At 44.4% G+C, this 5,977-nt stretch carries 5 protein-coding genes and 1 pseudogene; 2 read left to right on the top strand and 4 right to left on the bottom strand.

The genetic code is table 11. From position 1 onward, the window contains the following. Nucleotides 1-162: 162 nt before the first annotated feature. The 3 genes from VIN08_RS10885 to accC are packed head-to-tail and all read right to left on the bottom strand — an operon-like array spanning nucleotide 163 to nucleotide 3,564. A complete protein-coding gene (locus tag VIN08_RS10885; protein WP_331964458.1) occupies nucleotides 163-720 on the bottom strand; it encodes a Maf family nucleotide pyrophosphatase in 558 nt (185 codons plus the stop codon). Nucleotides 721-723: 3 nt separating this feature from the next. Next, nucleotides 724-2,025 carry a DUF1015 domain-containing protein gene (locus tag VIN08_RS10880; protein ID WP_331964455.1) on the bottom strand — a complete coding sequence of 434 codons (1,302 nt, stop codon included), beginning with the start codon at nucleotides 2,023-2,025 and terminating at the stop codon, nucleotides 724-726. A 42-nt stretch (nucleotides 2,026-2,067) separates the two neighbouring features. Continuing rightward, complete coding sequence (gene accC / locus VIN08_RS10875; RefSeq protein ID WP_331964452.1) at nucleotides 2,068-3,564, bottom strand: acetyl-CoA carboxylase biotin carboxylase subunit; 1,497 nt, start codon at nucleotides 3,562-3,564, stop codon at nucleotides 2,068-2,070. A 248-nt stretch (nucleotides 3,565-3,812) separates the two neighbouring features. Between accC and VIN08_RS10870 the strand changes: the two genes are divergently transcribed. Further along, nucleotides 3,813-5,063, top strand: a complete 1,251-nt coding sequence (locus VIN08_RS10870) for an aminotransferase class I/II-fold pyridoxal phosphate-dependent enzyme (RefSeq protein WP_331964449.1) — start codon at nucleotides 3,813-3,815, stop codon at nucleotides 5,061-5,063. Between the two features lie 92 nt (nucleotides 5,064-5,155). Beyond that, on the top strand, nucleotides 5,156-5,335 hold the full coding sequence (locus VIN08_RS10865; protein WP_331964446.1) for a histone H1: 180 nt from the start codon (nucleotides 5,156-5,158) through the stop codon (nucleotides 5,333-5,335). Nucleotides 5,336-5,749: 414 nt separating this feature from the next. Here the strand turns inward: VIN08_RS10865 and VIN08_RS10860 are convergent. Next, nucleotides 5,750-5,977, bottom strand: a pseudogene (locus tag VIN08_RS10860) (hypothetical protein); the annotation flags it as partial.

The following is a 5,977-nucleotide window of genomic DNA, read 5'->3' as shown; positions in this document are numbered from 1 at the left end:
TAAATTTATATATACCCGACAGGTTATCGAGCACGCCATTCTCAAAATCGAGTGTATAATTACTATAAAGAGAAGCGGCCAGAAATATAGCAACGGCACTGTAGTGACCCACGTTGAAATCATGCGTAACATGTTCAACGAGATACTTCCAGAGTTTTTTCATTACCAGTTCTTTAAGTGCTGGTATACTTTGTGAATAGGGAGGCCCATTACATTGAAATAAGAGCCGGAAATTTTTTCGATCGCCACCATGCCGATCCAATCCTGTGCGCCATAGGCCCCGGCTTTGTCGTAAGGTTTATATTGGTCAACATAAAACGCGATCTCTTCTGCGGTGAGTTTTACAAATGTTACTTCGGTAGTATCATCAAAGCTTTCTTCGCGTTCTTGGGAAAGTATAGATACACCCGTCATAACGATGTGTGTCTGGCCGGATAGATCGGATAACATCCGGATGGCTTCGGCACGATCCTGTGGTTTATTCATGATCCTGCCTTTCAGGATCACCACCGTATCGGCAGTAACGATGATCTCATTCTGCATCTTTGGACGGAAATACTCGGCTTTCTTCAGCGCTATATATTTCGCGACTTGCTCAACCGGTAATGTCTCCGGAAAATCTTCATCTATACCCGGCTTCTCTACGGTGAAAGTAAAGCCCGCTTCTTTCATCAGGTATTGTCTGCGCGGTGAACTCGATGCCAGAATGATAGGTCGCATAAATTAATAGGGATAATATATAGGATTGGCAAATTCATTTTCCTGTACGGAGCTGAACAGAAATCCCCCGATAACTTTCGGATAAAAATAGGTCGACTTCTGGGGCATGGTATATCCGCTGGCACAAACTTTCTTGACATCTTCAATGGAAACTTCATTGGTAATGATGGCGAGTTGTGCTTTGCCCTGCAATACTTTCTGCACACAATCGGTAAAGCTTCGGTCGAAGCTGATATGTTCGGATTGTCGTTGTTCTTTACCCGGTATACCCAACGCTTTCTCGATGATGAAGTAATGCATCACCGTAAGATCGAGTGCTTTGACTACATCCGGGAAGTGCCATTTTATTTTTGATAACGACTCGGGTTTGAGTCTTACTTTATACGCATTCTCCGGAAACACCAACCCGAATGCCCATGGTTTACCGACTATAACTTCATTCAGTGTATCGGCATCTTCTATGGGTTTGATGATAAAGTCTTCTTCCAGTTTTTTCAGAATGTGCTGCTCATCAAAAGAAGCGAGCCCTTGTATCAATCGGTGTGTTGGCAATATACGCAGATCGTCAGCTTCTGTATTAGTCAGGTACATCAGATGATAATTATACCCTTCTTTACCGGTGTGTGCCGGGTTCAATGCCTGTTGACTATGTTTATAGGATAACGATCCTTCGTAGCGATGATGACCATCAGCCAGTATAATGGTTTTCGGTTCGATCAGATCCATGAATCGTTGTACTACCGGCTTATCGTGAATCACGGCCAGTACATCGCGCACGCCCTGGTAATCTTCGGTTTCATAGAGCGGGAGGGTGATCGCTTCGTCCATATACTTCTCCAGCTCGAACGTTGCATCGGAGTATAGCCCATGCGTTGCGCTGGCATGCAGCTGCGTTTTCTCCAATAGCTCAATACGATCGTTCACGGCTTTGGGAATGGTGTTCTCGTGGCGTAGTATAACGTTCTCTTCCCAGTCGTAGGTGCGTATGTGACAGATGAATCCTTTCCGGCAGAACTCTTTAGCCGATCCCTGCAGGCGAAAGTATTGATAGTATACATAGATGGCCGGAAGCTTGTCTTGTACAATAATGCCTTTCTCTTTCCACTCCTGTAATAATTTATGTGCACGCTCTGCCGGAGCGGGAGGCTGAGGCACGGAAAGGTGAATGCTGTTATACGGATGCTGATAGAGCGCAGCACGCTGCTTGTCGGATACAACATCGAACAGGGGAGACGTTAGTTCATCTATATTTTCAGCGAGTTGCCGGTTGTAGCGCCAGGGACGGATCGGTAAAATTTCTGCCATTCGTTATGCTGCGAGAGAATTAGTATATATAGTATATTTCCTTTAGAGACGATTTTTTTTCCAGTTGCTCACCACCGGTTGCTTCGCGGTATTTTCATCGGCTTGTTTACTGTTGCCATTGCCATTCAGCAACGTAGTAGCCAGTATCGATGCAATGATTTCTTCCTGCTCATTGGCTGATACAAGCACTTCCGGTTTAAAGTAATTTTCAACAAAGCGCGTATCAAAATTACCGGAGCGAAAGGCCTCATGCTGCATGACAAATTTGCAAAAACCTAATGTTGTTTCAAGCCCGGTGATCTCATACTCATCGATTGCGCGGATCATTTTCTCAATAGCTCCGGCACGATCTTCTGCATGGCAGATCAGCTTGGCGATCATCGGGTCGTAGTAAAACGGTATACTCATGCCTTGTTCAAAACCATCATCCACACGTATGCCATGTCCCTGCGGACGTTTATAGGTTTGCAGTGTGCCTATATCTGGCAAAAAGTTATTGGCCGGATCTTCCGCATATACCCGTATCTCTACGGCATGTCCGTTCATCTTCAGATCTTCCTGCGCGAACGGTATCTTTTCTCCTTCGGCAATTCTGATTTGTAGTTTTACCAGGTCCATTCCCGTAATCTCTTCTGTTACCGGGTGCTCCACCTGCAAGCGCGTATTCATCTCGAGAAAATAGAAATTCAATTTGTCATCGAGTATAAATTCAATCGTGCCGGCACCATAGTATCCACATGCTTTGGCCGCGTTGATGGCAGCTTCGCCCATCGCTTTTCTTTTTTCAGGCGTAAGTATAGAGGAGGGTGCTTCTTCTACTACTTTCTGATGCCTGCGCTGTATAGAACATTCACGCTCGAAGAGGTGCACTACGTTGCCATGTTTATCGCCAAAGATCTGGAACTCGATGTGTCGTGGTTTGGTAATATACTTTTCGATGAATACAGAGCCATCACCAAAAGCAGACGTTGCTTCACTGATGGCGCGCTCCATCTGTTCGTGGAAGCTTGCTTCATCTTCTACCACACGCATGCCTTTACCACCGCCACCGGCACTGGCTTTGATCAATACTGGGTAACCAATTTCGGCAGCGATCTTCTTCGCTGCGTTTACATCGGTGATCGGTTCGCTTGTGCCGGGTACGAGTGGTACATTGAATTTTGCAACGGCTGCCTTAGCCGCCAGTTTACTTCCCATCAATTCGATGGCTTTGGCGGAAGGTCCTATAAAGAGGAGTCCTGCATCTTCTACAGCTTGTGCGAAGTCTTCGTTCTCTGAAAGAAATCCATAGCCCGGGTGTATAGCATCGGCACCGGTGCTGTGCGCTGCAGCTAAAATTTTTTCGATGCGCAGATAGGATTCAGCAGAAGGAGGAGGTCCGATATATACTGCTTCATCGGCAAAGCGCACATGCAGTGCGTTGCGATCGGCTTCACTATAAACGGCTACGGTTTTAATACCCAGTTCGCGGGCAGAGCGCATTACCCGAAGCGCAATCTCTCCGCGGTTGGCAACAAGAATCTTTTTTATTGCAGGCATAAACAGGAACGACTATAAAACAGTGTGATTAAAAAAATAAAGTTCTTGAAAAGGAAGCGTATAGCGGGCGAGGTGTCGCGCATAAACAGGGGGTGGTCTCCTTTATAAAATTGTCATTAGCTTCCATTTGTAAGAATTTAAACAAATCTAAGGCATTTCCGGCAACATATCCGAGCATTCCTATCAGGTGTTTGGGAAGTATATTTATGTTTTTTCCTTATTTTTGCCGGCAATTAACAGATCGAGCAATGGTAGATTTATTTGACAAGCTAAGAATGGAGGCCGGTCCGCTGGCCAAGTACTCTCACCTTCCGGATGACTATTTTTTCTTTCCGAAGCTGGAGGGAGAAATCGGTCCGCACATGAAGTTTAACGGTAAGGACGTTCTCAACTGGAGTTTGAATAACTACTTGGGGCTTGCCAATCATCCGGAAGTGCGTAAGGCAGATGCAGATGCTGCAGCACAATATGGTATGGGCTTGCCAATGGGTGCCCGCATGATGTCGGGTAACTCCGTAAACCACCTGGAGCTTGAGCGCCAGCTGGCAGACTTCATTAAGAAAGAAGATGTTATGTTGTTGAACTTCGGTTATCAGGGTGTAGTATCGATCATCGATGCCCTGGTAGATCGCAAGGATGTTATAGTATACGATGCGGAGTCGCACGCGTGTATCATTGATGGTGTTCGTCTGCACATGGGCAAACGGTTCGTCTATACGCACAATGATATGGAGAGCCTGGAGAAACAACTTCAGCGCGCTACCAAACTGGCGGATGAAACCGGTGGTGGTATACTCGTAATTACAGAAGGTGTATTCGGTATGTCGGGTAATCAGGGTAACCTGAAAGGTGTTGTTGAACTGAAGAAGAAATATAATTTCCGTTTGTTTGTAGACGATGCACACGGCTTTGGTTGTATGGGGCCGACTGGTGCCGGTACTGCTGAAGAACAAGGTGTACAGGCTGAAGTTGATCTATACTTCTCTACATTCGCGAAATCGATGGCGAGCATCGGAGCTTTTGTAGGTGGCGATAAACGAATATTGAAATATCTCCGCTATAGTGTACGCTCGCAAATATATGCGAAGAGTATGCCGATGACACTCGTAATGGGTGCGTTGAAGCGTTTGGAATTACTTCGCACACAACCAGCCCTGCGTGAAAAACTGTGGGTAATTGTAAAAGCGATTCAGAACGGTTTGCGTGAGCGTGGCTTCCATTTAGGAACCACAACATCGATGGTTACACCGGTATTATTTAAAGGTGGCGTTGGTGAAGCAGCGAACATGTCGATGGATCTGCGTGAGAACTTTAATATATTCTGTTCAGTGGTAATCTATCCGGTAGTGCCGAAAGATGTGATCATGTTCAGAATTATACCTACAGCCGTACATACATTGGACGATGTAGAAAAAACTCTGGCTGCGTTCTCTCAACTCAAGTCGAAGCTCGACAGCGGCTTTTACAAGCAAGAGGTTCTGGTGTCAGTAACTAAGTAAATCCAAAAAAAACCGCTTTTTGAGTTGTTTTTTAAGGTTTTTACTTAAATTGGCATTAAGAAACTAAATTTTAATCCTAAAACTCCAAGAAAATGCAAAAGTTTCAAGAGCTTAAAGATCTCATCACTTCCTTAGAAGGAGATATCGACAAGTTTTATAACAAAGGAAACAGTGCTGCCGGTACCCGCGTAAGAAAGGGTATGCAGGATCTTAAAAATCTAGCTCAAGCAATCCGCTCTGAGGTTCAGGACATTAAGAATAAAGCATCATAAAGTTTTCCTCCAAACTTTAAAAAATGAAAAGAGACCATTCCGTTGGAGTGGTCTCTTTTTTATTTGATCCGTTATTCGCTAGTGGTTAATCGTTATTATTAGAACTACCAGTACTGCAACATTCGTTGATCGATGTTCCTTGTTCGATATTCATTGAGTTACTCGTTAATGGTTATTTGTTAAACGTAAAAGGAAAATATAAAAGCAGAAAGTAAAAATATAGCAGTTCCCTGTTTTTAGCTTTTCAATTTCTGCTTTTAGCTTAAGTATATATACTTTGTGAAACTCCGTTGTCTTCTTTGTGCACCTTCGTGTCATTGGATTTTCCTCACTCCCAATCTCACACCCACACAATTAACGAAGAACTTTTAACGAAGAACTTTTAACGAAGAACTTTTAACGAATAACGGCAGCTCAACTTTTCTTCTTCGCACTAACTTTCTTAGCCGCAACTGCTTTCTTCGCAGGAGTTTTCTTTGCAGTGGTTTTCTTGGCAGCAGGTTTCTTCACGGGAGCAGTAGTGCCTTCGGCATCTTTCAATATCTGAGCAGTATGATCTTTCGTATTTACTTTCTGGATAATCTCTTCGATGATGCCTTCTTCGTTAATGAGAAATGTTACCCGGGCAGTGCCCATAAACTT

This window comes from Ohtaekwangia sp. (assembly GCF_036568665.1).
Classification (GTDB): domain Bacteria; phylum Bacteroidota; class Bacteroidia; order Cytophagales; family Cyclobacteriaceae; genus Ohtaekwangia.
This window is presented reverse-complemented; position numbering and strand designations above follow the sequence as displayed.

Bases quoted from the DNA above. Each gene is read 5' to 3' on its own strand.
- VIN08_RS10865 (WP_331964446.1), top strand. From the start codon at position 5,156: ATGCAAAAGTTTCAAGAGCTTAAAGATCTCATCACTTCCTTAGAAGGA.
- VIN08_RS10870 (WP_331964449.1), top strand. From the start codon at position 3,813: ATGGTAGATTTATTTGACAAGCTAAGAATGGAGGCCGGTCCGCTGGCC.
- VIN08_RS10885 (WP_331964458.1), bottom strand. From the start codon at position 720: ATGCGACCTATCATTCTGGCATCGAGTTCACCGCGCAGACAATACCTG.
- VIN08_RS10880 (WP_331964455.1), bottom strand. From the start codon at position 2,025: ATGGCAGAAATTTTACCGATCCGTCCCTGGCGCTACAACCGGCAACTC.
- accC (WP_331964452.1), bottom strand. From the start codon at position 3,564: ATGCCTGCAATAAAAAAGATTCTTGTTGCCAACCGCGGAGAGATTGCG.